Here is a 26,594-nt window from a genome sequence, read left to right on the forward strand (position 1 = left end):
TAACCAACGCCGCGCTTGTGCGTTGGCGGGCATCGATCCGCGTGTGTATCGGCGCACGTCGAAACGCCCCGCCGACACGCAGCTGCGCACCAGAATGAAAGAGCTGGCGTCCGAGCGGCGGCGGTTCAGGGCGCTTTCCCAGTCAAGTAGATGTTCAGCGCTTCCTTGAGGCACAACCTGAATTCCCAAAGCAACTCCCCGGTGGCAAACTGCGCTTGCAAAAGGTGACGGATCTGCTGACGAACGATCTGTAAGCAGGATACGTGCAAGCTGAGAAATGGAACATAGCGAGACGAAAGGGGCGCCATGAACCGCTTGTCAGCCACGCCGTTTTCAACAAGGTCCAGAAACGCATTGCCGAAGGCACTAAAACGCCACGGCGCGCAAACATAGGCGATGACTTCGCGCTACGCGGTTATGTGTGCTGTGACGCTTGCGACGCGCCCTTGCGATCCTGCTACACCAAAGGTGGCTCCGGTGGCCGCTATGCATACTATCTGTGTCATACGAAGGGGTGCTCGGAGTATGGCAAGTCCATACGGCGCGAGAAGCTGGAAGGGGACTTCGAGACTTTGCTTCGGTCTCTGCGCCCAGCCGCGCCGCTTTACCGAATTGTACGAGACATGTTCTGGGATGCTTGGGATCAGCGGAACGCGCAGTGCGGAGAGAGCCGCAAGGCGTTGACCGCCAACTTGCGCAAGTTTGAGCGCCAGATAGACAAATATGTAGACCGCATCGGCGACGCAGGCAGTGCTGCGGCTATCGCCGCATACGAGCGCAAAATCGCATCACTGGAGGATGAGCGGCTCCTAGGTGAAGAAAAACTGGCAGAGTCCTCTGCAAGAACAGGCGCAAAAGACCGAGAGGCAAAAGGAAAAATAGAACTCGCGCTCACATTCCTCGCAAACCCTTGGAAACTCTGGGAAACAGGCGACAAGACCCTGCGCAAACTGGTGCTCAGACTGACCTTTTCGGAGCGGTTACGCTACCGCCGGAACGAGGGACATAGAACTCCACAAGTCACTGTTCCGTTTACGTTTTTCGGGATTTCCGACGCGAAATGTCAAATGGTGCCCGGGGGCGGAATCGAACCACCGACACGAGGATTTTCAATCCACTGCTCTACCCCTGAGCTACCCGGGCACGGGATGCCATTGTTGGCTGGGTGAGCGGGTTCTAGGTGTTTGAAGCACAGGTGTCCAGTACCTTTTTGCATGCATCACACGGTGCCACGACCGGGGCAATGAAATCCCAAATCGACTGGATTCCACTGTCCATTGGCGCGGTACGCCCGATCAAAGCTAAAACGTTGGCGCTCATGCAGGTGTGCGGCGGATCCCAACGCTTTAGTGCTGTCAACCAGCTCCAAATACTTGGTCGTTGGATGCGCTGCCTGACAATTCCGAAGCAGTCTTCCATATCACGCCTCAGTGAACCTCACCTGGTTTTCCGGAGGCTGATTATTCTTAGTTACGCGGCCATATCTGATCTTTCCAGAGTGGCATAGGAGTTCGCTTCGGCTTCTGATGGCGGGATATTCCCGATGGGTTGCAGCAGTCGGCGGTTGCCCGAAGGTCTTGCTGTCAGCCATCGCTCTCGCCGCACTCATCATTTACTGGATATAAGACCTGACCCTAGCTGCGCTCTCGGTCGTATGCGTTGGACCTGACCCCTAATTTGATGTCTTAGCTGTGCACTACTAGACAGCTATATTGGCCTCACGGCCAATACGAAGAGCGCCAAATTGCAGTTCCCGGCGCAGGACCTCCGTCCAGTGACATCCCAAATTTCTGCAGTTGCGATCCGCATTGCCACCATTCGCCGCAAGTGCAAACTTCAGCGGTTGGCTAATTCACACACTGCGGATGGGGCGAATGGCGTCTGCACCAAGCGTCGCACTTTGCGGCACACTGCAAAAGTCATCTTCTGCCAGGAAAGGAGCCCCCATCATGGAAGTTACGACAATAGGTTGGATCTTGGTAAGGACGTTTGCAAAGTTCACGGTATCACTGCTGACGGCACAGTTGCCTTCAATCGTTCGATCCGGCGGCGACAATTGCTCAAGTTCTTCGAAACGTTGCCGCGTTGTCTGGTTGGTATTGAGGCCTGTGGATCTGCACATCATTGGGCGCGTGAGCTGACTGCGATCGGGCATGATGTGCGGTTGATGCCTGCCACCTACGTTAAGCCATATGTGAAACGCGGCAAGACAGACGCCGTTGATGCTGAGGCGATTTGCGAGGCCGTCACACGACCGACGATGCGGTTTGTCGCTGTGAAATCGAAAGAACAGCAGGCCCTACTGACGATCCATCGGGTGCGCCAGCTTATCGTCCGCCAGAAGACCCAGATGCTGAATGTGATCAGCGGTCTTCTTCGTGAGTTTGGTCATGTGATCGGGAGCGGACCAGTCGCCGCAATGCGCTTCATCAAGGCGTTCAAGACGGACGACGACTTAGACATGCCTGATGTGGCCAAAAGTATGCTCAAAACACTCTGCGAACAGGTTGTCGCTCTTGATGAGCGTGTGACCTTCTATGACAAGCTGATCGAGTATCATTCTCGGATTGATGAACGCGCCAAACGTATCAGGGCGGTTCCCCGCGTTTGGCTAATCACCGCTTCAGCCATTGTGGCCACAAGCGGCGACGGTAAGCAATCCAAGAACGGACGCGAGTTTACTGGCTTGGCTGGGGCTGACACCCGCTAGGTCAGGACCCATTGATTTTTGGCGAGCGGCGTGGTTCACGGCTCGAAAACGCGCGGTGAACATGTTTGATCTTTTCTGGCTGACCGATGCGTAGATGGCGCGTCTTGCCCCCTTCTTCCCCAAGGCCCACGGCAGACGACCGTGATGATCTCTCTCATCATTTGCAGTGCAAACGACCGCCGGTCAATGGACCGTGGCTACGGCGCTGATGGGCTCCGAGACGCGTTGAAAGACAAAGGGATATGCGCCGTTCAGGGCTGATTTGATCCACTGGATCAAATCTGATCGCCCCTCACCCCTGGCCGAAAGTAGCGCAAGAAACCTGTGAAGCCGCCCTCTTGTGACATTGCTGCGCAATGCACTGCGGGGCAATGGGCAAGCGTCGATACAAGCGACGCAATCGGATCGAGATCATGTTCGCCCGGCTGAAGGATTGGCGACGCGTGGCAACCCGCTATGACCGCTACCCAAAGGTATTCCTGTCAACAATCGCACTCGCTGAACTTGTTATTCTCTGGCTATGAGCCCGGAACCTAGGGAGCAGAGCGTTTTCACAAAATCAGTCTGGCCATTTTATGGAGCCGAAGTCGTTGCCGGGCATTTGGCCCGGCATGATGGGCCCAGACGGGTCCGCCGCCATCCCCATCACCGCACTTGATCCGCCCCACAGTGCGGCGTCTCCTGCGGTCCCCGCGCTTCATGGGTCCGGGTCCCCAAATCGTCATGGCCTTAGGGCCGTCAGGATGCGAAAGCCTCCGTTTCAGTGATCTTTTCGAATGCGGGCAAGAACTCTTCATGATGCAAGGACAAATACCGCGTCACCCGCTCGCTGCTCATCAGTTTTGAGATGTACCCGCGCGTCAGAACAAGATCGAGATGGTCCGCGCCGTAGCTGTCTTCGACAAGGCGGACTTCCCGCTCAAGATTGGCCGACTCGCGTTCCATCAGGTCTAGCTGTTCACGCGAAATGCCTTTGATCTCCTTCGGCGTGGCCGCGGACACCAACATGTTTTCCGGTGTCGCTGCCAAGAGAGATCGGGCGTAGTTGATGGTGAATTTGTTCATGGCGACCATCAATTGTGCCGCCTCGATCTGACGCATGGGTTTCATCTTCTTGAGGATTTGAAAGCTGGTCAGCGCAACCTGCTTGTCTTTCAGAAGTTCTGCGGCCTCGTCGCAGATACCGTCGAGCAGTCGCCGTTTGTCCTTGATCGTCTTGATATTGACGTTCAGAGCACTGGCCAGGCGCTCCTCGGGCACGCCCAAGGACAGCGCCCGCAAGATCATCTTATGCTCCTGAATGGTCGCAAGGCGATTGATCCGCTTGTTGTACGTGAAGGCTTCGTCGTCGGTTGAGATCAAGCATTGCGTTTCGGCATGGCCATGATCTCTCAGCACCTCCAGGCGCAGGTGGCCGTCCAGCAATGTGTATTGGTTTGGCTCATGTTTGTCCGGTGCCACCACGATGGGTTCAACAAGACCGATTTCGCAAACGGACGCGGCGATCTGTTTGTACTTGGTGCTCGCCTTCTTCTGCGGGCTGACAATGTAAAGCGGCGCGATCTGATCAAAGCGAACCGTCAGTAGCTCTCGCTCAAAGGCAGCGACGACCTCTTTTTCGCGTGAGTTTGTGGTCATGTCGGTGCGCTTTCGGCATGGGAAAGCCGATCAGCAATCGTCTTTGGCAGGCTGGCCAAGCCTTCAGCACGCAGCAGTGTGACAAAGTTCTCGTCAGCCATCAGTGTCTTGAGTGATTGCAGGAGAAAGAGCATTTCACTGCGGGTGGCATGCGCCTTGCGCAAGAGCATCTTCTTCTTTTCAACATCGTTCTCATAGGTCTTTAGCAAACTTTCAACCGACAGGCTTTTCCGTGATCGGCTGTCCGATGTTGCCTGCCCCTTACCATGCTTTTGGCGCGCCTCGACAAGGCGCTTAGCACGCAGAAGCCTTCCACCTCTTAGGAGCTTTTTTTCGTAAGCTTGCCTCAGAACCGTCTGAACACCGACGTCGTCTGCATCAGCAATATCGACAGCAATGCTCACCGGAATTTTCCCACTTTCGACCGCGCGCAACAGACGGTGTTCTTGACCTTCCAACAGCTTGATGACTCCTTGCACATACTTGGTCGAAAGCTGTGTCTTCGCAGCGATCTCCCGTTCCGAATAACCGCTTTCTTTGAGCCGCCGAATGTCTCTCAGTAAGTCAAGCGAATGGTGCTGACGACGCGCTAGGTTTTCCACAAGACTCATCACAAGGCAGTCTTCGCTGCTGGCTTTGATGACAATCGCTGGGATCTCCGATTTTCCGAGGGCTTTGAACGCCTCCATGCGCCCTTGGCCACAAACCAATTCATAGTTTGGCTCGCTTCCATCCTTGGTTTCGCGCACGGCAACTGTAATTGGCCGCTTCAGTCCAAGTTCAGCGATATTGGCCTTGATCTCTTCGAAAACCTTTTGATTGCGGATCCTTGGGTTTACGACGGTGATCGCATCGATCGGAACAAGTACTGTCTGTTTGATATCGGTGTCGCTCATCAAGCCACCTCCAGAAGCGGTGCGCGTGCCGCCTTCGCGAAGAAATGTGACAGGTCGTCGAAACGAAATGCGTCAAGCGACAGGCCATTGTTTTCTGACAGGCGCAACTTGGATTGCGTCATGTCGAAGGTGGGCAGCAAATAGTAATCCAGTGGCAGCTCATTCATTTGCCCCATCCGAACGACGATCGTTAAATCGGGCAAGTGCCCGGTATCGAGACGAATGTTCCATCGAAAGGCACCGGCGCTGGTCTGCATGCAGCGCGCAATGACGATGGACACTGTAAACTCGTTATCGATCGTGATGATGTCGGTTTGTAGATCGCGATCAGCCAGTCCACCGACGGCTTCAACGCCAGAAATAGTGTCACGTATGATATCGGCATGCACGCCCCGCAGGCGTTTGTTGATTTCAATATAGCGATAATCCCGCTCCGGTTTGAAACCGACAAGACTATACGCCCGCAGCAGGCTACCAAACCGGCTTTGATACGCGCCACTCGACGGCAGGCCAGCGGCTTCGTTGATCACGAAGCCGGAGAGAAATCCGTGTTGTTCCAGCGCTTCTTTCAGACCTTCGAGCATTTCATCGTCGGACATCCGTTGAGACCGGGCACCGATAATCGCACCTGCCGCCTCGAAAAGGTCTGTACTGACAATGGCTTCAAAGGCACCGACAGCGCGCACCCAATTGCTGGGATCATTGCGGACATGACGCTTCTTCAGTTTGAATGAGTTGCGGTTCCAGATGTTGTTGCCGATGTACTTTTCGTTAGTGAGGATTTGGCGCACGACGGTTGGTGTCCAACTTCTGCCCAGATCGGTTTTGATCCCGCGCGCATTGAGGTCCGCGGCGATTTCAGCCTCGGCTTGACCATCGTGGACAAAACTTTGGAAGATCTGGTTTACAACGGCGATCTCATCATCCGGCCCCGGTACCAAAGTGATGCGATCTGTTTGAATGCTTTTGTGCTCGCCGCGCGCTAGAATGCCTTTCGCATTGCCGGCTTCATCAATCAGCATGCGCCTTAGACCAAATCCCGGCGCACCACCTTGACGGTAACCCAGTTCAATCAGGCGGGACTGGCCAGCAAACACTTTCTGGGACAGTTCGCGGCTATACTCGCCAGCCATCGCGCGCTTCAGACCTTTTACAACAGTTGACATCGTACTGCCGTCATTTTCGAATTGCTCGGCACAATATTCGACTGAAATGCCCGCGCGCTTGCAGGCATACTCGTAGTAGGCGCTTTCGTCGGCGTCCTGGAAACGACCCCAGCGGCTGACGTCGTAGACCAACACGGTCCGGAAGTCAGCTCGGCCACCTTCGATATCTTCGATCAATTGGGTAAGGCCAGCGCGGCCTTGAATGCGCAAACCACTTTTCCCAGCATCTGAATAGGTCTTGATGATCTGATAGCCGCGCTCATCAGCATATCGTTGGATCGCATCCGCCTGGTTTTCCGCCGAGTAGCGCTGATGCTCCGTCGACATCCGCACATATTGCGCAGCTTTGCGGCTAATATCCTTTTCACGATCATCATCTGGCCAACTCAATGCTGCGGCCCTCCATCATCCAAATCCACAAATCTGCACGGGATCTTTGCGATTCCTTTCTCAATCTTAACGAGAGAGGGGTGGAAACATGTTGCATAAAAAGGGCAAGTCGTTTCATCGAGAATGCGAAGGGCGCGTTTCTGCGTCAGAATACCGACAAGCAATCAGCACAGCGCTGTCTCAAGAACTCGGCGGTGCTGGTCAGGCAGCAAAAGCAACCATGCGGTGGACCGGCGCGAGCGAACGGACAGCAAAGAACTGGATATCCGGTTCGTACGGACCAACGGCTGAGCATCTGATCGAACTGATGAGGCATTCAGACACAGTACTGAATGTGGTCTTAGGACTTTCTGGAAGGTCGGAGGCCATGACGATGGAACGTATCAAGGCCGCAAGAGATGAACTGGCCGAAGTCCTTGAGGAGCTTGATCTTATGTGTGGGTCACACGTAGGCACATAGCCAGCAGATATGGGATCACAACCTTTCCAGCAGAGGAAGAAAGCTCTGTCGAAAAAGGAAAACGTCTGTCATGGTTAGATTGCGGACTTGTGCGAAATCAATGAGATAGTATACTGCAAAAGGAAAGGTCTCATGACATTTCACAGATTGTGTGTCGTCTACTCATAAGAGTGCAGGTTTACGCATAGGTGTGCAGATTTGGCGCTTCGGCCACTATCGCTGAAGGCGGAGTTGTGGCCGGACCGGCTGATGTTACGGCCGGGATATGACCAGCTATCCTACGAAAAAATAAGGGAAACTCGGATAGCAACCATGGCTCACTGGTACACTGCTGATACGCATTTCGGTCATGAGAACGTTATGAAGTTCTGTGATCGCCCCTTTTCCTCCGTGGAGGAGATGGATGCCGTATTGATCGCGAACATGTGCGACAGGGTTCAAGAGGATGACGATCTCAGGATCATCGGGGACTTTGCCTTCGGTCCAAAGTCAAAGGATGCTGGCTACCTTACATGCGCATATCCCTTTGTCTTTCAACGCGTCTCTGAACCAGTCGGCGTCATTGCCTCGGTCCATTGATCGGCAGTCGTTTGCACTGCAAACGATGAGAGGGGCCAAGCAGCTAGTCGACGTCTGGCAGGCTGAGAAGCAATGCCCGTACGCCGATGTCGTCGCTGACCTGTCCGGCGGTCACGAACAAGGGCCGTCAACGCGCGGCTTGCCGTGGAGCTTCGGGAAGAAGGGCTTCAAACCCGTCATCTGCGCATCTGTCAGCCAGAAAAGATCAAACATGCTCACCGCTCGTTTTTGACCGTGGATCATGCCGCTCGCCAAAATCAGTGGGTCCTGACCCTAGCGGGCTCATTGCAAAAAAAGACAGACGGCTTGCTGAGTCATCCGCTCAACCTGATTGGTCCATCGGTCTCATAGGCATCCAACGGCGAGGGATTATCAGCCGAAGTTGTTCCGCCGAAATGGGCAATGATCCCCGCAACGGCATTGAGCGATGTCTGAACGGCTCCCTCAACCCAAGCAGGCGTCCAACTCACGCCGTCGCCGGCAATGAAAATGCCACGTTCGGATAGGGGCATATCACGTTGCACAAAATGCCCGAACATACGGTGATTGTAACGATAGTGACCGGGCAAAGCGCCTTTGAAAGCGCCGAGGAAGTTCTGATCCGCCTCCCAACTGATCGTGATCGGATCGCCCAGAATATGGCCTCGAATGTTCACGTCGGGATAGATCTTGGACAGTGCCGAAAGCGCCAGTTCCACCCGTTGCGGGGCGGCCAGAGGAAGCACCTTGAGTGCATCGGTCATCCAAGCGTAGCTCAGACAGATGACCGAGGGCTTGTCCGGCCCATTGTCAAACAGATAGGTGCCGCGCGTGATCCTGTCGGTCAGCGTCATCGACATCATATCGCGCCCCGTTTCAGGGTGCTTGTCTTTCCAGAAAGGTCGGTCGACCATGACAAATGTCTTGGCCGATTGCATATAGCGCGTGCGGTCCAGCGCCATCCAAAGATCCTGCGCGAACAATGCTTCTTCCGTGTCGATCTGCGTGGTCAAAAGGTGGGTTTGGCAGGTAACCAGCACCGCATCAAAGGCTTCCATGCGCCCCCAGGTATCGGTGACTTCGATCTTGTCGGTGTTCACGCGTCTGATGCGCTTGGCCGCCCCCCGTGTGGCCCCGTCGTTCAGAGTGCTCAGAGAAGTGCCAACTGGCCAATAGGTCACCGCATCAGGCGCATGGTGCCACAGTTTGCGCGGCACCTGCTCGACGCCACCCACGATATAGCGCTGATGATCGTCGCATTCGGTCACATTCACCCGCAGGATTTCCAGCATGGAGTTGGGAAAATCGCTGTCCCAGCCCCCGGTGCCGAAACCGACCTGTCCAAACACCTCGCGGTGATGAAACGACAACTTTTGAAACGCCTTGGATGAGGTCACAAAGTCATAAAACGTACGTTCATCCCATGCGGCCACAAGCGGGTTCCAGATCTCCTTGATCCGTGGACTGTCCCGATCCCGGATAGCTTGTTTCAGTGCGCTGAAATTTGCGCCGTCTTCCAGTGCGGCGTCATAGGCTGTTGCAACCTCCTGAAACAAGGGAGGTAGATCCTTGAGCGTTTGCGCGTAATAGGTTTGCCCCAACAGGTCGATCACGGTGGACCCGGCAGCAGAGGTAAGTGGGTTGGGAAACGGCTTGCTCTCAATCCCAAGCAGATTGACGTAATGGTAAAACCCGGTGCTGGACACCGGAAAGCGCATGCCGCCAAGCTCAGCAATGACATCCTGTGCGCCCTCAAAAGGCTGCGAGCGCAAGCGTCCGCCGAACTGACCGGACTCGAACAGGATCGGGCGCAGGCCAAGCTTCATCAACTCATAGCCGGCGATGATGCCCGCAGCCCCCGCACCTATGATGGCCACCCGCGCCCCGTGCGCCGAGGGTGGCAAGGTGCCCAGACCCGCAGGATGGGTGATCCAATCGTCATAGGCAAAGGGGAAGTCCGGGCCAAAAACGGTAATGGGCTTCATGAAACCTCCCCATAAAGATCGGCGCGTCGATCCTGCAAATGGGTTTGCGTCTGCCGCGCGCGCACCATCGCGGCGCGGTCGAGAGTGGCGGTCAGTAGCGCGGGCCCTTCCGCCCCACGGACGCGGTCTTCGCCATCGGGGCCAACGAGACAGGACAGACCATTATACGTGAATTGCGCTTCCGCGCCGACGTAGTTGCAATAGGCCAGATAAAGCCCGTTCTCCTCGGCGCGTGCCGGAACCAGTCGGGTGGCGACACTGTCGAACGGTTCCATATTCGCCGTCGGTGTTACGATGATCTCAGCCCCCCGCAGCGCCAACGCCCGTGTCAGTTCGGGGAATTCAACGTCATAGCAAATCGCCAGAGCGACATTCCATCCGTTCAATGCAAAAACGGGTGATAGCAACGCCCCGGGGATGAACTGGGCGCGATCAACATCACCGAAAAGATGCGTTTTGTGATAGCGCGCAACTTCCTGTCCGGCGGCATCAATGGCGACACAAGCGTTGTAAGGGCGCGGTTGCCCCGGCAGGGCCAGGCCAGCGACAACCGCGATGCCGTGCATGCGTGCGATCTTTCCGAGGCCTTCCAACACCTGCTCGGATCGATCCGCATGTGCGACGATACGCGCGGCACCGGTGTTGTAACCGCCCATGTACATCTCCGGCGTGACCACCACATCGGCCTTCTTCGCTGCGGCGTCCCGCGCCGCCTCATCAAGTGCCGAAAGTGCGACCGCAAGGTCCGCTGGCGGACGGGTCTGCCAAAGTGCGAGTTTCATCGAAGCGTCCTAATATGTGTCGGCATAAGCCGCACATTTTGCATCGATGTCCATATCGGCCAGATGCGCAATCTCGGCCAGTTTGTGTGCGCGGTAAACGTCAGCGAATTGATCGGGGAACCAGCCTGTGACCGTGGTGCTGGCGGCAAAACTGTCCAAAGCCGCCTCCAGAGTTTCCGGCAACCGCGCGTAGCCACGCGCCGCCAGAGCCTCGGGTGACAAAAGCGAAAGATCGTCTTCGGATGCCGCAGGTGCGGTCAATCCCTCTTCAATCCCCTGACACCCCGCGTGTACCACCGCGGCCAAGGCCAGATGCGGGCAGGCTGCGGCATCTGCGGCGCGGTATTCAATGTTGAACTGCAGCGCGATTGAGGCCACTTCCCTTGACGTCACGGGACATACCCTGAGCGACGCCTCACGGTCGCGGAAACCAAGGTTGTTAAAGGCCGCAGACCAGCGATGTGGCGTCAGCCGCTCATAGGACACCACCGAAGGTGCCGTCAGGGCCACGATATGTGGCATGTACTTCAGCACACCTGCCGCAAACGCATCCGTCAGGTGCGACATCCCGCAGGGTCCGTTCTCATCGTAGGTCAGTGGCGCGTCATTGTCGTCGCGAAAGCTGAGGTGGATATGCACGCCGTTTCCGACGGACGCAGTGTCAAGGATCGGGGCAAAGGTGGCCTCTTCACCAAAGGACGAAGCCGCAGACCGGGTCAATTCGCGCAAAATCACTGCCTGATCGGCAGATGTCGCGCCGACCGCCGGAGCGATCACGACTTCGAATTGATGGGGACCATATTCCTTCATGATACTGTCGGGGGTCAGCCCCGCTTGCTTGAGCGCGCCCATCAGGGTTTCCAGCAGCTTCCGCTGAGATTCGAAGGCGTTGCGTCCAAAACCCTGGTTGGGCTGCCCGCTCCCTTTCAGTTGAAACTCATGCTCAAAGGCAGAAAAGAGGCGTGCACCAGAGAGCCGATGCAAACGATCCAAGGCGCCGCGCAGGATATGCCGCGTGCAGAAATCCCATGGCGCGCCCTCTAGCGTCACGATATCGCCCAACATGAAATGCTCGCGCGGTCCCTCTCCGAACGCGACATTCACCTCGGATGCAGGATCGGGGATCAACAGCAAGTCACCCAAGGAGCCAAACGGACTGTCAGCGATACCGTCGAAACAGGTGATCTGCACATTTGTTGGCACCCAGCCAACACCGCGCTTCAGGCGCTTTTCAAGTTGGTCGGCTGGAAAGGCCTTGCCGCGCACTTTTCCTGCGATATCGCAGGTGGCGGCGAAAATCAGGGGCATGGGGGTCATTCGGTGGTGTCCTTTGTCGTAACGCGAAGCTTGTCCCAGCTTTCGATCCTGTCTCGGGTCTGCTCCCAGCTGTCTTCGGCGATGCGGGTGACGATGGCTTCGGTGATGGCGAGGGCAGAGGAATAGGTATCCCACAGAGTCCCGGATTCGATGGGCACGGGCAAAACGTCGGTCGCATGGCGCGCAACAGGTGAAATCCACTTATCCGTCATGACCATCACCCGCGCACCACGTGCGTCGCGGGCCAAAGCGGCCAGCTCTGCCAGAGAGGTCTGGTAGCGCCGAAAATCCACAACGAAAAAGACATCGACCGGCTTCATCCGCAGCAGGTATTCCGGCCAGCTCTCGGGGTCAGACGGCAGGTGGAACACACCCCGACGCGCCTGACGCAGGTGAAACGACAGATGTGCTGCGATTGTATCGCTGATACGTCCGCCGATTACATAGACGTTGTGCTTTGGGTTGGCGAGCAGGGCGCAGACACGGTTGAACTGTTCTTCGGTGATGGCATCGCCCGCGATGGCCATTTGAGCGCTGGCTTTGGCGAGAAAGTCCGACAGGAAGTCGCCTTCGATATGGCGCCCTCGTTCGTGTACTTCGACCGGGCTGCGATCACCGTCCTTGAGCTCTGCAATCAGGGACCGTTGAAATTCCTGATACCCGGTCAGCCCGATCTTGGTCATGAAGCGCGAAATGGAAGGGGCCGACACCTCTGATCTTGCAGCGAGGTCCTGAATTGAGGACAGACCGGCATAGGGGTAGTCCGACAGGATCGCGGCTGCGAGTTTGCGCTCACCAGCGGTGAAGCTGTCGGACGCTTGTTCTATCTTCTTTTTGATCTGCACAATCTGCATGCGAATGCTCCAGCTGCGACTACCGTCGATGAAATTTTTTTTTCAGTCAATATGTATCTATTGACTTTGGAAGTTTTCGTTCGTCTACTTTGGAGGACTGTGGGGATTGCCGTGTATCATTTGAACGCCATTGACAAATCTGAGACAAAAGACAGCCAGGCGGGCAGCAATGGTCTGTTGGGGGCCGGTGATCCTCAACCTGTCGAAGTCCGGCATGAGCAATCCACGTCTCCGGTGGCTCTATTGTGCGAACACGCGGGCCAAGCAGTGCCACGCGCGCTGGGTGGTCTGGGTCTGCCCGAAGGTGCAATCGACAAGCATATCGGTTGGGACATTGGCGCAGAGGCGCTTGCGTGCGCCATTTCTGATCGGCTTGAATGCCCCCTGATACTCCAGCGCTACAGCCGCCTTGTGATGGATTGTAACCGTCCGCCCTTGTTCGAAGGGTCGATCCCCGAGCGCAGCGATGGTTTGCCCGTTCCGGGGAATACCGGGCTGCAGAAACAGGATCACGACCAGCGCAGGCAGGCTATCTTCGATCCGATGAATGATGCGATCAATGCCATGTTGGCGGCCCATCCCCGCAAGGCGGTCTTTTCAATCCATTCCTACACGCGCCAGTTCCAAGGCCAAGAACGGCCATGGGATGCAGGATTTCTGACCCGACGGGATACCGCGACCGCGCACCACCTGATGGACGCAATCACCCGTGCCGCGCCCAATCTGAAACTGGCCCTGAACGAACCCTACCAGATTGACGACGCAAGCGACTGGTTCATCCCCCGCTATGCCGAGGCACGCAGCTTGCGGCACACACTTGTTGAAATCTGCAATGATCATCTGCGCGATCATGGCGGAATTACACGTTGGGCCAATCTGCTGACCCCGGCGATAAGGACACTCTTGGAGAAAGCGGCATGAAGCTGTCCCGCAATCTGCCTCTGGTGGCCGCAGAGTCAGCGCTCTTGTTCATTGATGTGCAGAACTTCGCAGCACATCGGGACGGGGCCGAATTTGATGGGCTAAGCGAAGAAGACTTTGTCGAAGAATACGGCTGGTTCTTTGATGAACTGAACACGCGGGTCTTTGCAAACATGCAAGCAATCCAGACCGCGTGTCGCGCGGCTAGGATCGAGGTGATGTACACCACTATCGAAAGCCTGACGCTGGACGGACGGGACCGATCGCTCGACTACAAGATCACGGGTTTTAACGTGGCCAAGGGGTCGTGGGACGGCAAAGTTGTTGATCAGATTGCGCCGCAGGGCGACGAGATCGTGCTGCCAAAGTCATCATCTTCGGTCTTTGTCTCAACCCACATCGACTATGTGCTGCGCAATCTGGGCGTGAAGCAACTGGTCATTTCAGGGCTGATTACCGATCAATGCGTCGAAAGTGCGATCCGGGATGCTTGCGATCTGGGGTATCTTGTGACGCAAGTGACGGACGCCTGCCTGACCTACACCCCTGAACGGCAGGCAAATTCCATCACAACCGTCAAAGGATACTGCCGGCAGGTGACAACAGCCGAACTGCTGGCAGAGCTGGAGAGCCTGTGATGCAAAGCGGCATGCGTTCAGGAGCTGAAGTGTGCCTGCTGGAATTGAAGGGCATTTATAAATCCTTCGGCGGCGTACATGCGGTGCGCGACGTCACGCTGAGCATAGATCACGGAGAAGTCAGGGGTCTGATCGGCCCGAACGGGGCGGGCAAGTCGACACTCGTCAATCTCATGTCTGGCCTGCTGACTCCGACCGCTGGAACAATAACCCTTGATGGGGAAGCGGTGACCCGAAAAAGCGCCCATCAGCGCGCCCGCAAGGGCATTGCACGGACGTTTCAAAACCTGCGCATCTTCCCTAGTCTGAGTGTGGAGCAAAACATAGATGTTGCGCGCTATGCGGGGCGCGGTGGCGCACTGCCCGAGGAGGCAATTGACGAATTTGGACTGCGTGACAAGCTTGTTCAACCCGCCAACGCCTTGTCCTACGGGGATCAACGACGGCTGGAAATTGTGCGGGGATTGGCCTTGCGGCCTAAAGTGCTGATGCTGGATGAACCCGCCGCAGGCATGAACGAAGAAGAAACCGAAGCGCTGGGGCGCGCTCTGACGTGGGTCCGGCAGGAGGCAGATTGCGCACTTTTCGTGATCGACCATGACCTCAAGTTCATCATGACGCTGTGCGAACGCATTACCGTGCTCGATATGGGCGCGATCATTGCGGAAGGCACCCCTGAAGACGTGACCCAAAATCCCAAAGTCATCACAGCCTATCTCGGAGAAGAAGCGGGCTTAGATGCCTGAAACCAAAACACCATCAACAAGGAGATTATCATGAAAAAGTCCATCCTCGCTGCGCTGGCCTGCACCGCGTTGGTGACACCCGCCTTTGCGCAAGACACCATCAAACTTGGCCTTGGCGTCCCGATGACAGGAGACTATGCGCCGTATGCCGAATGGCAAGGAGCCCGGTGCATGGCCGAAATGATCAACGCTGAAGGGGGTGTTGACGGCAAGATGATCGAGGTTTTGGTGCAGGACGCCGCAGCGGACACACAAACCGCCATCTCGCTCGCCCAGAAGTTCCTCGACGAAGGCGCGGTCATGCTTGGCACGATCCCGTTCTCGGACACGATGATCCCGGTGGCACAGGTCGCGCAAAGCTACGGTGTGTCGATCTTTCAGCCCCAATCCACGCAAGTGGAGATGCACGCAGGCATCATCGACAACTTCTTCACGGGCGTCTCCCCCGATCCCTTTACGGCAACGGCAGCGGCCAACTACGCGCTTGAAAACGGGGTGAAAAACGTCGTCTTGATGACGTCGGATGAAGGTGGCAGCTGGTCCGCGAAAACGCCGCTGTGGTTTGGGGAAGTAATCGAAGCGGGCGGCGGCAAGGTCCTCAGCACGCTGAATTTCAGTTTTGGCACCTCTGACTGGTCGCCGCAGATCGCTGAGATGCGCGCGTTGGGAGACGATATCGACGCGGTCTATATCTCTTCGATCATGCCCGATGTGGGCGTGTTGATGCGCCAGCTGCGCAGCGCTGGCATCGACGCTTGGGTTGTAGGCTCAGACGGGTTTGACGATCCGTCACTGGACGCCATCGGCGCCGATGACCCTTCCATGCTCGACAAGGTTTTCTTTGCAACGCTCGCCCCCAGTCACGCGGAAAGTGCGGTGGTCAAGTTCATCGCGGATTGCAAGGATATGGGGATCGAAGTGCCGGGCCTTTTCCCGGCCACCGGCGCGGACACGGTAAAAGCGCTTGCCTGGGCGGTGGAGCAATCGGGGAGCACGGACCCTGCCACCATCACCCAGACCATCCGTGAGGCAGACAGCATTCCGGTGATGACGGTCGACAGTATCTCGTTCAAGGAGACGAAGACCTACGCCCAGCGCACGATACCTGTGATAGGGTTCAAGGATGGCAAGCGGGTTCTGATCTCGAACGAAATCCCTGACAACACACCCACCGACTGGTGAACGGAAAAGGGGCACGGCCCGCTTGCCGTGCCCATCATGATCCGATGTTGGACATTCAGAACCTTCGCGTTTCGCACGGGCCCATCGAAGCGGTTCACGGTATTTCCCTGCAGGTCGGCGCTGGGCAATGTGTGGTTCTGCTTGGGCCCAACGGCGCTGGAAAAACCTCAACAATTTCAGCTATCTGTGGCGTTGCGCAAGCCACGGGGGTGATCCGGCTGGAAGGCGATGATCTGACCCGTGTAAGCGTCGAAGATCGCATCCAGCGCGGCATCGCGGTGTCGCCAGAAGGCCGCCGCATTTTCAGCAACCTGAGTGTCGAGGCAAATCTGCGCATCGGAGGCGGCATCCGTGCGAACAAGGGCGCGGTTCAGGACGACATCGACCGCTGGTTTGAAACCTTTCCGATCCTTGGCGAACGCCGCAATCAACCGGGTGGCACCCTGTCAGGGGGGGAGCAGCAGATGCTCGCCATTGCGCGCGCTTTGATGTCGAAGCCGAAAATCCTGCTTTTGGATGAACCCAGCCTCGGGCTCGCTCCGCGTATCGTCGCGCAGGTGTTCGAATTGATCGCGCAGCTGCGCGCGGACGGCATGACAATCCTGTTGGTCGAACAGAATGCCCGTCAGGCCCTGCGCATCTCTGACTACGCCTATCTTTTGAACAACGGCCAAGTTCAGGCAGAAGGCACCAATGAGACGCTGGGCGGCAGCGAAAACATGATGGCAAACCTGACAGGGCTGGGGTGAAATGGAATATGTAGCACAACAGATCATCAATGCGCTGTCTTTTGGGGCTGAATATGCGCTCTTGGCGCTTGGCCTCGCGATTGTTTTCTCGGTCATGGGGCTAGTGAATTTTGCCCATGGCGAGGTGATTGCCGTAGGCGGATACACAATGGTGGCCTTCGCCGCCCTTGTGACAGCAAATCCGTGGATCATTGTCATCGGGGCCATCGCTGCTGCGACCCTGACTTCCGTTGCATTGGAGCGTGTCGCCTTCAGGCCGGTCAGATACGCGGATCCGACGACGGGGCTCTTGACGGCATTCGGCGTCTCCATCGTATTGCAGAACCTCTTTCTGCTTTTCATCTCTCCGCGCCCCATTGCGGTGACGTCGCTCTATTTTCTGGACGCACCGGTCACGGTGTTCGGCATCCAAATATCGTCGCTCCAGATCTTTGAATCGATCACGATCCTTGTGGTGATCATGGGTCTTGTCCTGTTTTTGCAAAAGACCACCGCGGGGCTGGCCATGCGCGCGGCCTCACTTGACTTTGAAATGGTGCGTTTGACGGGCATCCGCGCCAACCGGGTCTTTGCGCTGGCCTTCTTGATCTCGGGGCTTCTGGCAGGCCTTGCTTGCATTTTTATCATGGCGCGGCGGGGATCGGTTGACCCTCACTTCGGCTTCAACCCTGTGCTAAAGGCCTTCGTGGCCTGCGTTGTTGGTGGATTTGGCAGCCTGCCGGGCGCGGTGCTGGGTGGTTTCCTGTTAGGCGCGATTGAAGTGGGCATGCTGGTAATGCTGCCGCAGGAATACGGCGGACTGAAAGACGCTTTCGTCTTTGGGATCATCGCACTGGTGTTGATCTGGCGGCCTGACGGTATTTTAAGTCCGGCCAAGGAAAAGGGGGACAAGCTGTGACCCTGACCAGAAGCCAGAAACGCGGCATCTTGGGGGCTTGCATGCTCGCCGCCATTCTAATCGCCATCGGTGTGTTGGCGACCTATTTCGCTTCCAGATACCAGTTGCGCCTGATCTACAGTGCTTATGTGAACCTGATTGTGGTTCTGGGACTGCAGGTCTTCATGGGCAACTCGCGGCTGACCAACCTCAGCCACAGCGCGTTCATGGGGATCGGAGCCTATGCGGCTGCCATCTGTGTCACGCCAATTGCTATGAAGCAGATCGCCCTGCCGGATGCGCCCTGGGGCCTGAATGCCTTCGCGCTGGACCCGGTGACATCTGCCGTCATCGCTTTGGTGATTACGGGGGCTGTCGCATGTCTTGTTGGTATCTTTATCGTGCGCATGACAGGCACGGGGGCCACCATCGCGACGCTTGCCATACTGGTCATCGTGCATTCCATATTTCTGTACCGGACAGATATTTTCAAAGGCAATCAGGCGTTTTTTGGCATCCCGCAGGTCTTCTCTCTGACCTCTATCGTGATCCTTGCTGTGGTTGTTGTCTTTGTCGTGCGCGGATTTCGCGAAAGCCCTTGGGGCGTGATGCTGCGTGCCTCTGCCGATGATGAGACAGGCTCAGCTGCCATGGGTGTCAACGTGGTGCGGTTGCGGCTGATCGCTTGGGTGCTCTCTGGCCTCATCCTTGCCTGTGCCGGGATTGCTTACGCCTATTTTCTGGGAACGATTTCCGCGCGGCCGTTCTATTTTAACCATGTGTTTCTAACCCTTGCGATGCTGATCTTTGGCGGCATGCGAACGGTAACGGGCGCCGTTTTGGGAACCTTTGCGATCTCCTTTGGGCTGGAGGTCATCCGTTGGCTGGAAACCGGCCCCGTGATCATCGGTGTCAATCTCCCTGAGGTGCTGGGCCTCTCGGGTGTTATGCTTGGCCTCGTAATAATTCTGACGATGGCCCTTCGGCCGGTGGGGGTCATGGGCGATCGCGAAATCGAGGAGCTTGTTTTGAAGAAGAAATGATACCCATTTCTCGCCAAAGCGCAAGATATCTTACTGGATCAGCTACGAGAATTAGAGCTGGATCGAGCCCAGTTTGATAGGCTCAGAGCGGATGGGAGACAACCGCATGACCACGGTCCAAGATTGCAAAATTGACCAGGCTCTGTTATACTTAACGCATTACAATGAAACGCAAAAATGCTCACGATATCGCAATGGAACGCTATGAGAGCGCGATGGTGGATGCGGACATTGAAGATCTTGCGCGCGATCCCGATGCGGAGGCTCTGATCGCGAAATGGCGTGACGAAGGGTTATCCCCTGAAGCGCGTATCGCACGGCTCATTGATTACTATCAGGAGCGTCAGCTCCGCGCCGCAGAGTGAGCGACGGGTTCGGGCGCAGCGCCCGAGAAGAAGCCGAATACCATAAGATCGTTTGGCCTGGAACGGAGATTTACCAGAATAAGCTGGGCATCAGAGATGCCGCTGAGCTCGAACGTGCGGAGCGCATGATCTTATCCCAACGTGTAGAGAGCGGCTTTCCAGAGGATTGCACACCTTATTCCTATGTCGGGTTCCGCGCCATGCATCGACACATGTTTCAAGACATCTATGAATGGGCAGGCGAAGAACGCAAATATACAACAGCCCGAGGACCAGCACCCTTTGCAAGGCCGGAACGTATCAATGATTGGATGCAGAAACAGTTCTCGACGCTCACCCCGCGCGAGATGTTTCAGATGCGCCGCGACCGTTTCGGTTTTTCGAAGACCGCTGCCGCACTTGTCAACGAAATCAATGCAGCGCACCCGTTTATAGATGGCAATGGACGCGCGCGGCGCCAATGGCTCCGCGCCCTTTCTAAGGACATGGGCTACTCACTCGACATTCGTAGCGAAGACAGGAAGCGATGGAACGACGCGTCTCGCATCGGATTTGTCGATTCCAATCACGATCCCATGCGAGACATTCTGTCTGATCGCCTCACAACACGTCCGCGTACGCACGACCACCAACGGTAGGAGCTGTTACATTTGTTTGCAGTCATTCGCGTTGGTTTGGTGAATTGGAAGACTGCGGAGATAGTGTTGAAGAAGTAGACGTTTGGGCTGCCGATGGTCGAAGCCCAATACAGTAGGGCTGTTCCCCTCAGCCTGTTGGTTGTGGCTGCGGAACCAGTTTTGCAAGTTTTCGGAGGTTCTGGGCGGTAGCTGCGAGTTGGAACTGTTCGTATGCGCCTTTGGGTCCTCGAAGTCGCATCACCGGAACGCCGATGTATCGCTTCAGATGGGCGAAGAGCATCTCGACTTTCCGCCTCTGAATGAACGAGGTCATGTAGGCATCTGTTTTGCGGATATCGCGGGCAACATCTCGCGCGGCTTCGTGGACGGATCGCATCACTCGCCGGCCGGGGTCCCCTGGGCAGCATTGCGGCTTGAGCGGGCAAGCATCGCAGTCGTGTTTCGATGCACGGTAGCGGATGAACCCATCTTTACCGCCGTTTGCCTTTCGCGGTTTGGAGAAGTTCCGGCGATATGTCCGCAGTTCTTTGCCGCCCGGGCATGTGTAGCTATCGGTTGCGGGGTCGTAGATGAAGTCTTCGCGTGAGAATGTGCCGTCCGTCCGTTTCGATTTGTCCCAGACCGGAATATGCGGAGCGATACCTCGTTCTTCGACAAGCCAGCCCAGCATCTCCGCCGATCCGTAGCCGGTATCGCCGACCAGCTTGTCGGGCGTCATGTCAAAGCGATCGGTAATCCGGTCGATCATCCTTCTCGCGGCAAAGGCCTCTGCCGTTCGGATCGGAACCGACGGCTCGACGTCAACGATCCCCGCATTGTCCAAATCCACCATATAGTTGGTGGAGTATGCAAAGAAGGCTGCCCCGCCATCTGCTCCCGTCCAGCGCGCCGCAGGATCGACAGGTGAGATGTATTTGGGAACGACTTTGGTGGATGCGCCGAATGCGGCGTCATCTAGCGTTTCGAGATATTCATCGACAACGCGCGTGGTGAGGTCAGCTGGCAGACCATCCTTGCTATCAATACCACGGGTCTGGTTCGCATTGGCAGGGATCAGACTGGCATCGACGCCAAAACTCTCGCCGCCAACCAGGCCCTCATGGATACATCGCTGCAGCACCGTCTCGAACAGGTGGCGGAACAATCCACTTTCCCGGAAACGCCCATGTCGGTTCTTCGAAAAGGTCGAATGGTCCGGCACCGGGTCGGTCAGGTCGAGCCTGCAAAACCACCGATACGCCAGATTGACATGTACCTCCTCGCACAAGCGGCGCTCAGACCTGATCCCTTGGCAATAGCCAAGCAGCAGCATCCGGATCATCAACTCAGGGTCAATCGAAGGACGGCCATGAGAGCTATAGGATGAAGCCAGAAGTGGGCGGACATCGGATAAATCGAGAAACCGATCTATACCGCGCAAGGGATGATCAGCAGGCACAAACTCCTCAATCGAGAACTCGTAAAACAGCGCACCCTGCGCCACCTGCCTCGGTCCCATCATCGCCGCACCTCCAATCTCAATCAGATTGAATCAGGACCGCACCGACCGATCAACGGACTTTTTCAACACTATCCGGACTTTGCCGCCACTCAGTTTTCAACGTTTGCTGACGCAGCATTCGTTCGCGAGCGCCGCGCATATTTCGCCGCGCTGCGGCTGACGTCGTTAGATCGGTCATTCACGGACATTGAATTGAACAAAAAAATTCTGCCTTCGCCGCAGTGTCATCTCACAAAAAAGAAGCGGGACCAAATTGCCTTTCGGTTCAAGCGGTCTAAGCTCCGCGGTATGGTGTCGTCCGAATTCTTCAAACTACGTTAGCAACCATAAGGCTGGCCGGCGTCAATCTTTGATCTCGACGAAGTCGATTTCCATTGAATGATTGTCTGGCAGATAGTCTCGGTAATGCCCGAATTTAAACTTGATCTTCGACTTCCACCCTTGGTCCATATTGTAGCCGAGACGTCCGGTAACCGTCGCCACCTTAGTGTCATCTTGCCAGAGAACGACTTCTCCAGAGGGGCCAGCCTCGATTTCAAGGCGAAGGGTCGTATACTGGCCTGTCGCATTTTCCAAAACCGGACTGGCATGGTGTATCAGAGTCAACGAGTGCTTCGGCTTGGGACCGAAATAATCATCTGGACCTGTCCAAAAGCAGTACTTGTCCGGGATTCGTCCGTTGATAGTTTCCATGTCTGGCCAAATGTCATGTTTGGCCGCCGCGACGAGACAGCGCCAGAATTCGTCTTGTACGGTCACATGCAAAACTGCATCGTCAAACCGAACGGCAACAAATGGGCTTTGGCCGTTGAACGTATACGGTGCATTTTCATAGTTTGCGCTCAACTTGGTGTGTTTCCACTGCGCGAGAACCCAACGCATCGAATTCACGCGATCTTGGATTTCATCTTTTTCGGGCATCCGAAACTTCATGATGTAACTGCTCGTGCGGGTTGCACTTGCCCTAAGACCGCTAAACAGTCTAAGTTCTTGGCGTTGAATGCAGAGTTTCGGGATTGGCTGGCCTTTTATCGCTTCTTCTGCATCGTATGCCATATTGGCGGCATGTTGTACGAGGTCGCTGCAATAGGTAGTTCCGTTCGGGCGGAGTACTTTCTTAAGGATCCCGTCCGACCTAGAACGCGTGAATTCTGCGAAAATGCTTGCCGTTAGGTCGTCTGCATCGTCCTCATCCCCATCCGTCGCCAATACCGCAATTCCCGGCTGGACGCATTCGCTAACCGGAGCGAATCGGCAGTTGTTGCCACCGACATCGCGCGAGTCCACGTCAATGAGGACTGTCCCCGCTGCGCCCACCGAGGTATTGCCGCTGCGGACTGGATATTCGGGATCGATTTGGCACTCACACCACAGCGATGTATCAATTTCGCCGCTCGAAAAATCATCTCTATATGTGTCAGCGTTAGCGAAGCCCGCGAACAGCATGGAAGAAACAAAGGCCTGAATAACATTTTTCATCAATCACTCCAAAATTGAGACCAATTTGTAAACAGGTTAGGCCAACTGAGGCCTCGTCAAAAGCCATCGCCTGAAATTCCCGTTCAACGGCGTTCAAGGCCATCACTCCATAATCAGTTATTAGTGGGAACCGACACAAATGAATTTTTTGCTCTGTACCCTGTTTAACCGCCTGCGGTGCTAGCGTCGGCCTCTAAGGTGCGCACAACTGGCATGATTGCCGTCAGACCAATGTCGACTTTCCCGACGTTTTCCTCAATCAAAGTTCAAATGCGCCGATCAAGCTGTCGAATCGAATAGCTTCAAAGTTCGGATTTAACGCCGGAGAGCATTTCAAAGAAAAGTGTTTCGCAGTCGTTCACAAGCCGATTGTTTGTTCTGATAGCCATTATCTTGACTGAATTGGTTCAATGAAATTTGGCTCTGCATAGTGAACCTCCGGCAATTCGTTGAGCGTTTGTGCTACGTTCAATGCAGACATTCCCGATGTATCGACAAGAAATGTGTTGGCCGCGAAGCCGAGCTTCCGCCGAAGTGTCAGCCCGTTTCTCTTCAACCACGCGTTAACGGCGACTCCGTCAAGATCCTCGCTGATCTTCACAACGAGCGTGCGGCCCAATAGCTTTAGATGCCCATCTCCACCCAAGAAAACCTCCAGCGCTTGGTCGAGATTTGTTTCTTCCGGCACGTTGAAGGTCCAACCGGCACCAAGAAACGACTCCAGATCGGATCTAGCGTTGCCCGACATGTCTCGCATGCTCTTTCCAAGATTGTTCGCGTTGACGTTGACTGCCGCGACACCGGGAGGAAGTGCGCGTAGAGTCTCCACCCTCTGGAGTTTGGCCAAACGGCGCAAGATTGTCGTTTTATCCACGGTGCCGTTCTCACTTAAACGCCGGTACTTAGCCTTATTGCTTCTGCGACCGCGTTCGCCGCGTTTGCTCTCCCATAACCAAACCGGGTGTTGCGACCGCCAATGTATGGAAGTGAGCCGACCTTGTCACATGAATCACGCATCAATGTACGCAGTTCCGACGCCGTCAAATCGGGCTTCTTCGAAAGAACCAACGCACCGATTCCTGCAGCACAGGGCGCGGCGAAACTGGTCCCGGTGACAGCCTGATGCCCGTCTCCACTTCCTGGGAGAAACACATTTCGACCAGGCGCTAGAAACTCTAGCTGTGGGCCATAGCCAGTGCCATCATCTGCATCGTCTCGCGTTGAACGCCCCACCGCCATCACCTCGGGGTGCGAGCAAACTTCATCATGTACAATCTCGTAATTGCCATTGGTACAGGCCCAGAGAATAGGGCATCCCTTTCCGTCTCGACCTTGCGTCGCGGCGACATCAATCGCTTCGCTAAGGACAGCTCGCATCTCCCAATTCGCGCCGTTTGGTCCAAGTGAGCAGGCGATTATGTCTGCTCCCGTGGCAGTACCGCCTTCGCTTGACGGCGCAGCCGCATAGCCGACGGCACGTGCCAAAGTGGATTGCGTCCCAACTTGATCCAATAGGCAAGCGATCATTCGTATATCTGCGCCCGGCGCTACACCGCATCCGCCAACCCCATTGTCGGCAGAGGCAGAGATCATACCCGCACAAGCTGTACCATGACTATCAGAAGGCATCTCGGCCGTACCCAAGACAAAATCCGCATCTTGCAGGTCTGGTGTCGTTCGGTACCACCCAGATGCCGTGCCAAACCGAAGGTCAGTATGACTCGTATGAAAGCCATTGTCGATTACTGCGATGTTGACCCCTTCTCCAAGGGTTAAATCCCACGCCGCTTCAGACTGAATGTTTATGTGATGCCATTGCTGCCCGAACAAGGGGTCGTTCGGCGTGAACCGTTGACCGACATGTTCGATGAAGTCCGGCTCTGCATAATCCACAGCGTCCTCCTCCATTAGGGCGAGGCACGCGTCGACCACGTTGACCGTGTTGCAATGCCCCCGAAGCACATTAGGGGGAAGACCCTTGCTGTCCACTAAAATCACCTGATGACGCGTCAAGGCGTCATCGCGTGCATTTTCAGACGCGTCATCCGCCATGCGCAGGACGACACGCGAGGTTTCCAGCAGCAGCCGCTGGTGTTGTACAAAGACGCGGTTCACCGCCCCATTGCCGCCGCGCGCCGCGCGTTCGTCTCGGCGCAAGCGCCAATACTCTTCGTCGCCATGAAAGAAGTTCATCCCAGCATCCGCAAACCCGATCATCTGGTCGCGCAGCAACGGGTCGCTGTAGAGTTCCAGCGCTGTGTCTTGCGAGGTCGCCTCAATCGACATCCCTAACAGCTGTTCGCGGGATGCGCTAAGCGCGGTCTCGATGTCCTCACTTCGCAGACTCTGCGATAACCGGGCTGTACCGTCCGAGCGTTCGGCCCGTGTCGGCAATACCCCAGGAAGCTCCCGTAGGGTCTCCAAACGTTCCCGTATTTTGGATTTTCTGAACATGTCTTCCTCCTAATGAATTGTTGAGTGCTGCGTTAGAGTTTCATCACCGATTCACTCGGTTTATCCATTGGCGTCAGCCAATTGCGAGACGTCATCGGCAAAGGCCAAGATCGCTGCGGCAACCTCTTCCATGACTCTGATGGCGGTTTCGAAATCTGGCTGGAACTCGTGGCCACACTCCATTGTGAAGCCAAGGATCTTGCCCAAATTCTCGTGTTGTAGGTGACGGCTATAGGCATAGTCGTCGCTTGCGCCGGATGTGGCATAAAGCGTGAACGCCTGACTCACGTCATAGCGATCCCCATGAACTCGCTCGATTTCAGTGGCCATAATTCTGCCGGACCCGCACCCGAGCTTTGCGGTGCCCAACCGCAAGCTGCGGGATGAGAGCTGGTTCCAGCAGCTGCGCACCCGCGATGATGGCGCGGCCATGACCAAAGAGGAGTTCATCGCCGCACGAAAAGGAACCACTCCACCCCGTGCCCGCAAGCGCACGAGATAGCAGAAAAGGAGTTAAGCTATTGGCAAGTAACAATTAATAGTTGATTTGAAATATCAAATCGTGTTATGTTCACTTTTCGTTCTTATTGCCCACAACCGGCATACGGCGCGCAACCGAACGAGACACATCTCAAACCACTAACCTCCAACCAAGGAAGAAAGGACTTTCCATGGACACTACAACTACGCCCAACAAACCCATCGCGACTTACCGCGATGGCAGGCTCAAATCGACGCTCTGGGCCAATCAGAACCGCGACGGCGACATCTACTACACCGTCACCCTCGCCAAGGTTTACGAAGACCGCAACGGCAAACTGCAGGAGACCAATTCCTTCTCAGACACCGAAATTCTGCGTGTGTTCGAACTCGGTAAAGAAGCCCGCACCCATGCGCTGCAACTGCGCCGCGAACAGAGCCATCAGCGCAACCGACAGCAGTCCCATGATCAGGGTCAGGCCCGCGGCGATGGCGGTACGCCAGAGCGGTTTCAAGACCGTGGCGGGCAAAACCAATCTCAGCCGCGCATGGAACGCTGAAGCGGTGATCTAACCTGAGCCAAAGAGGGCGCTGCGCTGTGATAGCCAGCGCCCCTTATTACTGAAAGGACCGCAACATGAGCGATGTCGAAAACAACACAGCCCCGGATGAGGGGCCTCCTCTGGCGAGGACAAAGACGCCGGAAGCTGAGCTTTTGGAAGAGTTCGGGGGTGAGCTGCCGGAGGGCGAGATCACCGAAGAAGA

General features: G+C 56.0%; 25 protein-coding genes, 1 tRNA gene and 4 pseudogenes. 16 read left to right on the top strand and 14 right to left on the bottom strand.

The features are described 5' to 3' along the window. A pseudogene (locus So717_RS21505) lies at positions 1-127 on the top strand (IS3 family transposase); the annotation flags it as partial. A gap of 941 nt (positions 128-1,068) precedes the next feature. Here So717_RS21505 and So717_RS21510 read toward each other — a convergent pair. Next, positions 1,069-1,143: transfer RNA gene (locus tag So717_RS21510), tRNA-Phe, on the bottom strand. A gap of 79 nt (positions 1,144-1,222) precedes the next feature. Here So717_RS21510 and So717_RS21515 point away from each other — a divergent pair. From So717_RS21515 to So717_RS21530, 3 genes and pseudogenes are all read left to right on the top strand, one after another. After that, positions 1,223-1,426, top strand: a pseudogene (locus So717_RS21515) (NADPH-dependent FMN reductase); the annotation flags it as partial. 348 nt (positions 1,427-1,774) lie between these two features. Beyond that, on the top strand, positions 1,775-2,710 hold the full coding sequence (locus tag So717_RS21520) for an IS110 family RNA-guided transposase (protein WP_159981260.1): 936 nt from the start codon (positions 1,775-1,777) through the stop codon (positions 2,708-2,710). Positions 2,711-3,087: 377 nt separating this feature from the next. Then, positions 3,088-3,234, top strand: a pseudogene (locus So717_RS21530) (transposase); the annotation flags it as partial. 214 nt (positions 3,235-3,448) lie between these two features. Here the strand turns inward: So717_RS21530 and So717_RS21535 are convergent. Genes So717_RS21535 through So717_RS21545 form a run of 3 tightly spaced genes read right to left on the bottom strand, consistent with a single transcriptional unit; the run spans position 3,449 to position 6,743 of the window. Further along, positions 3,449-4,348 carry a plasmid partitioning protein RepB C-terminal domain-containing protein gene (locus So717_RS21535; protein WP_159981262.1) on the bottom strand — a complete coding sequence of 300 codons (900 nt, stop codon included), beginning with the start codon at positions 4,346-4,348 and terminating at the stop codon, positions 3,449-3,451. Continuing rightward, positions 4,345-5,244 carry a plasmid partitioning protein RepB C-terminal domain-containing protein gene (locus tag So717_RS21540; protein ID WP_174239083.1) on the bottom strand — a complete coding sequence of 300 codons (900 nt, stop codon included), beginning with the start codon at positions 5,242-5,244 and terminating at the stop codon, positions 4,345-4,347. The genes So717_RS21535 and So717_RS21540 overlap by 4 nt, the downstream gene beginning before the upstream one ends. Further along, positions 5,244-6,743 (bottom strand): recombinase family protein, encoded by a 1,500-nt coding sequence (locus So717_RS21545; protein WP_275113696.1) that lies wholly within the window; start codon positions 6,741-6,743, stop codon positions 5,244-5,246. The genes So717_RS21540 and So717_RS21545 overlap by 1 nt, the downstream gene beginning before the upstream one ends. A 145-nt stretch (positions 6,744-6,888) precedes the next feature. Here So717_RS21545 and So717_RS21550 point away from each other — a divergent pair, with 145 nt between their 5' ends. Continuing rightward, positions 6,889-7,260, top strand: coding sequence for a hypothetical protein (locus So717_RS21550; protein ID WP_159981266.1), 372 nt, complete (start codon positions 6,889-6,891; stop codon positions 7,258-7,260). 705 nt (positions 7,261-7,965) lie between these two features. Here So717_RS21550 and So717_RS22805 read toward each other — a convergent pair. From So717_RS22805 to So717_RS21575, 5 genes and pseudogenes are all read right to left on the bottom strand, one after another. Continuing rightward, positions 7,966-8,052: pseudogene (locus tag So717_RS22805) on the bottom strand (IS5/IS1182 family transposase); the annotation flags it as partial. 101 nt (positions 8,053-8,153) lie between these two features. Next, positions 8,154-9,803, bottom strand: coding sequence for a flavin monoamine oxidase family protein (locus So717_RS21560; protein ID WP_159981268.1), 1,650 nt, complete (start codon positions 9,801-9,803; stop codon positions 8,154-8,156). Beyond that, positions 9,800-10,585, bottom strand: a complete 786-nt coding sequence (locus tag So717_RS21565) for a carbon-nitrogen hydrolase family protein (RefSeq protein ID WP_159981270.1) — start codon at positions 10,583-10,585, stop codon at positions 9,800-9,802. The genes So717_RS21560 and So717_RS21565 overlap by 4 nt, the downstream gene beginning before the upstream one ends. A 9-nt stretch (positions 10,586-10,594) precedes the next feature. Next, positions 10,595-11,902 carry a type I glutamate--ammonia ligase gene (locus tag So717_RS21570; RefSeq protein ID WP_159981272.1) on the bottom strand — a complete coding sequence of 436 codons (1,308 nt, stop codon included), beginning with the start codon at positions 11,900-11,902 and terminating at the stop codon, positions 10,595-10,597. Then, positions 11,899-12,756 carry a MurR/RpiR family transcriptional regulator gene (locus So717_RS21575; RefSeq protein ID WP_159981274.1) on the bottom strand — a complete coding sequence of 286 codons (858 nt, stop codon included), beginning with the start codon at positions 12,754-12,756 and terminating at the stop codon, positions 11,899-11,901. The genes So717_RS21570 and So717_RS21575 overlap by 4 nt, the downstream gene beginning before the upstream one ends. On the opposite strand from So717_RS21575, the gene So717_RS21580 reads away from it, so the two are divergent. The 9 genes from So717_RS21580 (at position 12,721) to So717_RS21620 (ending at position 19,915) form a co-directional block, all read left to right on the top strand. Further along, entirely contained in the window at positions 12,721-13,677 is a 957-nt protein-coding gene (locus So717_RS21580) for an N-formylglutamate amidohydrolase (RefSeq protein ID WP_238841182.1), read from the top strand. The two genes, So717_RS21575 and So717_RS21580, sit on opposite strands and share 36 nt — an antisense overlap. Continuing rightward, positions 13,674-14,315: a cysteine hydrolase family protein gene (locus So717_RS21585; RefSeq protein WP_159981276.1), complete on the top strand. Its 642-nt coding sequence runs from the start codon at positions 13,674-13,676 to the stop codon at positions 14,313-14,315. The genes So717_RS21580 and So717_RS21585 overlap by 4 nt, the downstream gene beginning before the upstream one ends. Next, entirely contained in the window at positions 14,315-15,061 is a 747-nt protein-coding gene (locus So717_RS21590; RefSeq protein ID WP_238841184.1) for an ABC transporter ATP-binding protein, read from the top strand. The genes So717_RS21585 and So717_RS21590 overlap by 1 nt, the downstream gene beginning before the upstream one ends. A 30-nt stretch (positions 15,062-15,091) precedes the next feature. Next, the gene (locus So717_RS21595; RefSeq protein ID WP_159981278.1) at positions 15,092-16,243 is read left to right on the top strand and encodes an ABC transporter substrate-binding protein; all 1,152 of its coding nucleotides are present in this window, start codon (positions 15,092-15,094) and stop codon (positions 16,241-16,243) included. Positions 16,244-16,287: 44 nt separating this feature from the next. Next, positions 16,288-16,992 carry an ABC transporter ATP-binding protein gene (locus So717_RS21600; RefSeq protein ID WP_159981308.1) on the top strand — a complete coding sequence of 235 codons (705 nt, stop codon included), beginning with the start codon at positions 16,288-16,290 and terminating at the stop codon, positions 16,990-16,992. 1 nt (position 16,993) lies between these two features. After that, on the top strand, positions 16,994-17,890 hold the full coding sequence (locus tag So717_RS21605; RefSeq protein WP_159981280.1) for a branched-chain amino acid ABC transporter permease: 897 nt from the start codon (positions 16,994-16,996) through the stop codon (positions 17,888-17,890). Further along, a complete protein-coding gene (locus So717_RS21610; RefSeq protein ID WP_159981282.1) occupies positions 17,887-18,912 on the top strand; it encodes a branched-chain amino acid ABC transporter permease in 1,026 nt (341 codons plus the stop codon). The genes So717_RS21605 and So717_RS21610 overlap by 4 nt, the downstream gene beginning before the upstream one ends. 164 nt (positions 18,913-19,076) lie before the next feature. Then, positions 19,077-19,277, top strand: a complete 201-nt coding sequence (locus So717_RS21615) for a hypothetical protein (protein WP_238841186.1) — start codon at positions 19,077-19,079, stop codon at positions 19,275-19,277. Next, positions 19,274-19,915, top strand: a complete 642-nt coding sequence (locus So717_RS21620; RefSeq protein ID WP_159981286.1) for a Fic/DOC family protein — start codon at positions 19,274-19,276, stop codon at positions 19,913-19,915. Before So717_RS21615 ends, So717_RS21620 begins: the two co-directional genes overlap by 4 nt. A gap of 127 nt (positions 19,916-20,042) precedes the next feature. On the opposite strand, the gene So717_RS21625 is transcribed toward So717_RS21620, so the two are convergent. From So717_RS21625 to So717_RS21645, 5 genes are all read right to left on the bottom strand, one after another. Further along, positions 20,043-21,416, bottom strand: a complete 1,374-nt coding sequence (locus tag So717_RS21625; protein ID WP_159981288.1) for a transposase — start codon at positions 21,414-21,416, stop codon at positions 20,043-20,045. Positions 21,417-21,758: 342 nt separating this feature from the next. Further along, the gene (locus tag So717_RS21630; protein WP_159981290.1) at positions 21,759-22,895 is read right to left on the bottom strand and encodes a heparin lyase I family protein; all 1,137 of its coding nucleotides are present in this window, start codon (positions 22,893-22,895) and stop codon (positions 21,759-21,761) included. 388 nt (positions 22,896-23,283) lie between these two features. Next, positions 23,284-23,769: a S8 family serine peptidase gene (locus So717_RS21635; protein ID WP_159981292.1), complete on the bottom strand. Its 486-nt coding sequence runs from the start codon at positions 23,767-23,769 to the stop codon at positions 23,284-23,286. 14 nt (positions 23,770-23,783) lie between these two features. After that, positions 23,784-25,349 (bottom strand): S8 family serine peptidase, encoded by a 1,566-nt coding sequence (locus So717_RS21640; RefSeq protein WP_159981294.1) that lies wholly within the window; start codon positions 25,347-25,349, stop codon positions 23,784-23,786. 60 nt (positions 25,350-25,409) lie between these two features. After that, on the bottom strand, positions 25,410-25,679 hold the full coding sequence (locus So717_RS21645) for a M14 family metallopeptidase (protein WP_159981296.1): 270 nt from the start codon (positions 25,677-25,679) through the stop codon (positions 25,410-25,412). Here So717_RS21645 and So717_RS21650 point away from each other — a divergent pair. Both So717_RS21650 and So717_RS21655 read left to right on the top strand, forming a co-directional pair. Beyond that, complete coding sequence (locus tag So717_RS21650; protein WP_159981298.1) at positions 25,672-25,851, top strand: hypothetical protein; 180 nt, start codon at positions 25,672-25,674, stop codon at positions 25,849-25,851. The genes So717_RS21645 and So717_RS21650 overlap by 8 nt on opposite strands. A 169-nt stretch (positions 25,852-26,020) precedes the next feature. Continuing rightward, positions 26,021-26,389: a hypothetical protein gene (locus tag So717_RS21655; protein ID WP_159981300.1), complete on the top strand. Its 369-nt coding sequence runs from the start codon at positions 26,021-26,023 to the stop codon at positions 26,387-26,389. Positions 26,390-26,594: the final 205 nt, after the last annotated feature.

This window comes from Roseobacter cerasinus (assembly GCF_009811755.1).
Lineage (GTDB): Bacteria > Pseudomonadota > Alphaproteobacteria > Rhodobacterales > Rhodobacteraceae > Roseobacter > Roseobacter cerasinus.

Coding starts and splice junctions, on each gene's coding strand:
- So717_RS21595 (WP_159981278.1), top strand. CDS start 15,092: ATGAAAAAGTCCATCCTCGCTGCGCTGGCCTGCACCGCGTTGGTGACA.
- So717_RS21615 (WP_238841186.1), top strand. CDS start 19,077: ATGAAACGCAAAAATGCTCACGATATCGCAATGGAACGCTATGAGAGC.
- So717_RS21625 (WP_159981288.1), bottom strand. CDS start 21,416: ATGATGGGACCGAGGCAGGTGGCGCAGGGTGCGCTGTTTTACGAGTTC.
- So717_RS21540 (WP_174239083.1), bottom strand. CDS start 5,244: ATGAGCGACACCGATATCAAACAGACAGTACTTGTTCCGATCGATGCG.
- So717_RS21535 (WP_159981262.1), bottom strand. CDS start 4,348: ATGACCACAAACTCACGCGAAAAAGAGGTCGTCGCTGCCTTTGAGCGA.
- So717_RS21645 (WP_159981296.1), bottom strand. CDS start 25,679: ATGGCCACTGAAATCGAGCGAGTTCATGGGGATCGCTATGACGTGAGT.
- So717_RS21565 (WP_159981270.1), bottom strand. CDS start 10,585: ATGAAACTCGCACTTTGGCAGACCCGTCCGCCAGCGGACCTTGCGGTC.
- So717_RS21655 (WP_159981300.1), top strand. CDS start 26,021: ATGGACACTACAACTACGCCCAACAAACCCATCGCGACTTACCGCGAT.
- So717_RS21550 (WP_159981266.1), top strand. CDS start 6,889: ATGTTGCATAAAAAGGGCAAGTCGTTTCATCGAGAATGCGAAGGGCGC.
- So717_RS21630 (WP_159981290.1), bottom strand. CDS start 22,895: ATGAAAAATGTTATTCAGGCCTTTGTTTCTTCCATGCTGTTCGCGGGC.
- So717_RS21570 (WP_159981272.1), bottom strand. CDS start 11,902: ATGACCCCCATGCCCCTGATTTTCGCCGCCACCTGCGATATCGCAGGA.
- So717_RS21640 (WP_159981294.1), bottom strand. CDS start 25,349: ATGTTCAGAAAATCCAAAATACGGGAACGTTTGGAGACCCTACGGGAG.
- So717_RS21600 (WP_159981308.1), top strand. CDS start 16,288: ATGTTGGACATTCAGAACCTTCGCGTTTCGCACGGGCCCATCGAAGCG.
- So717_RS21605 (WP_159981280.1), top strand. CDS start 16,994: ATGGAATATGTAGCACAACAGATCATCAATGCGCTGTCTTTTGGGGCT.
- So717_RS21560 (WP_159981268.1), bottom strand. CDS start 9,803: ATGAAGCCCATTACCGTTTTTGGCCCGGACTTCCCCTTTGCCTATGAC.
- So717_RS21575 (WP_159981274.1), bottom strand. CDS start 12,756: ATGCAGATTGTGCAGATCAAAAAGAAGATAGAACAAGCGTCCGACAGC.
- So717_RS21590 (WP_238841184.1), top strand. CDS start 14,315: ATGCAAAGCGGCATGCGTTCAGGAGCTGAAGTGTGCCTGCTGGAATTG.
- So717_RS21585 (WP_159981276.1), top strand. CDS start 13,674: ATGAAGCTGTCCCGCAATCTGCCTCTGGTGGCCGCAGAGTCAGCGCTC.